The following is a 3,032-nucleotide window of genomic DNA, read 5'->3' as shown; positions in this document are numbered from 1 at the left end:
CGGCGGGTGCAGGGCGCAGCCCTGCCGAACCCCAACCCCCCGTACTTGCAACGGTCATCATCCCGGTCCACACTTCGTTGCCGATCTGAAGACGGCAACGATGACCCACAAGATCCCCCTGTTGATCGACACCGACCCCGGTGTGGACGACGCCCTGGCCCTGCTGATGGCCTTTGCCGATGAACGGCATGACGTGGTCGCCCTGACCATCGCCGCCGGCAATGTCGGCCTGCAATACACCGTCCGCAACGCCCTCAAGCTCTGCGACATCGTTGGCCGCGCCGACGTGCCGGTGTTTGCCGGCAGCCCGGATCCGCTGCTGCATCCCTCCGTCGACGCTGCCCACGTGCATGGCCGTGATGGTTACGGCGACGTGGACCTGCCGCCACCGAGCCGCCAGGCCGAAGCCGAGCACGCCGCGCTGGCCATCCTGCGCCTGTCGCACGAACACGCTGGCGAACTTATGCTGGTGATGCTCGGCCCGCTGACCAACCTGGCGCTGGCGCTGAAGCTGGACCCGACCCTGCCCCAGCGCATCAAGCGCATCGTGGTGATGGGCGGCGCGGTCACCTGCCACGGCAACATCACCCCGGCCGCCGAGTTCAACATCGCGTTCGATCCAGAAGCGGCGCACGTGGTGTTCACCTCGTTCAAGCACCTGCTGGTATCGGACTGGGAAGCCACTGTCGCCCATGGCCTGCCGCTGCAGGATGCCGAGAAGTGGCTGCAGGCCGATTCCGATCGTGCCCGCTTCTACGAGCTGATCTCGCGCAAGACCCGTGGCCTGTCCGAAGACAGCAAGGGTGGCCGCTGGTACACCGCCGACGCGGTGGCCATGGCCTGGGCGTTGAACCCGGAAGGGCAGTTGCAGGTCGAGTCGCGGCCACTGAACGTGGAGCTGAACGGCACGTTCAGCCGCGGTGCCACCATCGTCGACTGGAACCGCCAGACCGGCCAGCCGGACAACTGCGATCTGCTGATGGCCTACGACCAGCAGCGTTTCGAGGCCCTGGTACGCCAGGCCCTGGGCGCGGACTGACGTCGATGTCCCGGTACCGGTTGCCCCGGGCGGCAACCGGTGCTTATAATGCCGCTCTTGACCACCAGCCCATTTACGGTGTGAGCCCATGAAGGCCGATATCCATCCGAACTACCGCGACGTCGTCTTCCATGACGTCACCTCCGATTTCAAGATCCTGACCCGCTCGACCATGGCGACGAAGGAAACCATCCAGTGGGAAGACGGCAACGAATACCCGCTGGTCAAGGTTGAAATTTCCTCGGCTTCGCACCCGTTCTACACGGGCAAGCACAAGGTCATCGACACCTCGGGCCGTATCGACAAGTTCCAGAAGCGCTACGCGCGCTGATCTGTCGATCCAGCTTCGAACCGACGGCCGCGCTCTGCGCGGCCGTTTGTTTTTGCCCAACGCCTGCCCAACGGGCGTTTGGATGGACGGAACACTGCGTTCGTGTGACAACGCTTTTGCCGATCCGGGCCGCTCAATGGCCGGGTTCTGGCCGCCTGTCGTCTACGACTTCTGTCTAGCGCCGGGCAAATGCTGCTGTGCGATAATGGCGTGATCCCCGGCACAGGCCGAGGACGTCATTCACGTGCCTGACCAATGCGCTTGGGCAGGCGCCTTCCCATGAAGGAGCGCACACAGTGTCCGATCTTGATCAGGTCACGCTCAACGCCGGCGATAAGTCCGTCGTTCTGCCCGTCATCAAACCCACCCTTGGCAACGACTGCGTCGACATCGCGAAGCTGACCAAGGAAACGGGGTATTTCACCTACGATTCCGGCTTCACCGCGACGGCCAGCTGCAAGTCCGCCATCACCTACATCGACGGCGACAAGGGCGTGCTGCTGTATCGCGGCTACCCGATCGAACAGCTGTCGGAAAAGTCGAGCTACGTCGAAGTGGCCTACCTGCTGATCAACGGCGAGCGCCCGAGCGCCGAGCAGCTGAAGGCCTTCACCGACGAGCTGGCGGCCGAAGCCAATGTTGATGAGTCGATCAACACGCTGATCGGCAGCTTCGCCAAGGATGCCCACCCGATGGCCATCCTGACCGCCGCCATCGCGCAGCTGTCGGGTATCTACCACGCCTCGCTGGACCTGTCCGACGCCGAACAGCGCCGCCAGGCTGCCGTGCGCCTGATCGCCAAGGTGCCGACCCTGTCGGCGCTGATCTACCGCCACGGCAAGGGCCTGCCGGCCAACAAGCCGGACACCTCGCTGGATTACGTCAGCCGCTTCCTGAAGCAGACCTTCGAGTCGGCCGACGGCCAGTACGAGCTGAACCAGGACGTGGTCAAGGCGCTGGACCTGCTGTTCATCCTGCACGCCGACCACGAGCAGAACGCGTCGACCTCGACCGTGCGCCTGGTCGGTTCGACCGGTGCCAACCCGTATGCGTCGGTCGCTGCGGGCGTCACCGCGCTGTGGGGTCCGGCCCACGGCGGTGCCAACGAAGCCGTGCTGAAGATGCTGGAAGAGATCGGCACTGCCGACAACGTCGAGTCCGCCGTGCTCAAGGCCAAGGACAAGACCTCCGGCTTCCGCCTGATGGGCTTCGGCCACCGCGTCTACAAGAACTTCGACCCGCGCGCCAAGGTCATCGGTGAGATGACCGGCAAGGTGCTCAAGCAGCTGGGCGTGCAGGATCCGCTGCTGGACGTGGCCGTGAAGCTGGAACAGGCCGCGCTGCAGGACGAATACTTCGTCGCTCGCAAGCTGTACCCGAACGTCGATTTCTACAGCGGCATCATCTACAAGGCGCTGCAGATCCCGACCGAAATGTTCACCGTCATGTTCGCACTGGGCCGTACCTCCGGCTGGGTGTCGCATTGGCTGGAACAGCAGGTCGATCCGGAAATGAAGATCGGCCGTCCGCGCCAGGTCTACACCGGCAGCGACGTGCGCGACTACCAGGGCTGATCGCCCGCAGTAGGTTGTGCTGAAGACGCCCCACTTCCGCGGGGCGTCTTTTTTTGCTTCTGGTAGGTGCCAACCTTGGTTGGCACGC

3 protein-coding genes are annotated in these 3,032 nt (G+C 64.1%); all 3 read left to right on the top strand.

All coding sequences use genetic code 11. The features are described from left to right. Positions 1 to 100: 100 nt before the first annotated feature. The 3 genes from O0J73_RS22005 to O0J73_RS21995 all read left to right on the top strand — a co-directional run bounded on the left by O0J73_RS22005 (position 101) and on the right by O0J73_RS21995 (position 2,944). Positions 101 to 1,039, top strand: a complete 939-nt coding sequence (locus O0J73_RS22005; RefSeq protein WP_049457374.1) for a nucleoside hydrolase — start codon at positions 101 to 103, stop codon at positions 1,037 to 1,039. An 88-nt stretch (positions 1,040 to 1,127) separates the two neighbouring features. Further along, the gene (locus O0J73_RS22000; RefSeq protein ID WP_005410871.1) at positions 1,128 to 1,370 is read left to right on the top strand and encodes a type B 50S ribosomal protein L31; all 243 of its coding nucleotides are present in this window, start codon (positions 1,128 to 1,130) and stop codon (positions 1,368 to 1,370) included. Between the two features lie 296 nt (positions 1,371 to 1,666). Next, complete coding sequence (locus O0J73_RS21995) at positions 1,667 to 2,944, top strand: citrate synthase (protein ID WP_006466260.1); 1,278 nt, start codon at positions 1,667 to 1,669, stop codon at positions 2,942 to 2,944. Positions 2,945 to 3,032 lie beyond the last annotated feature (88 nt).

Source organism: Stenotrophomonas sp. Sm6012 (assembly GCF_030985895.1).
Classification (GTDB): domain Bacteria; phylum Pseudomonadota; class Gammaproteobacteria; order Xanthomonadales; family Xanthomonadaceae; genus Stenotrophomonas; species Stenotrophomonas forensis.
This window is presented reverse-complemented; position numbering and strand designations above follow the sequence as displayed.

Bases quoted from the DNA above. Each gene is read 5' to 3' on its own strand.
- O0J73_RS22005 (WP_049457374.1), top strand. From the start codon at position 101: ATGACCCACAAGATCCCCCTGTTGATCGACACCGACCCCGGTGTGGAC.
- O0J73_RS22000 (WP_005410871.1), top strand. From the start codon at position 1,128: ATGAAGGCCGATATCCATCCGAACTACCGCGACGTCGTCTTCCATGAC.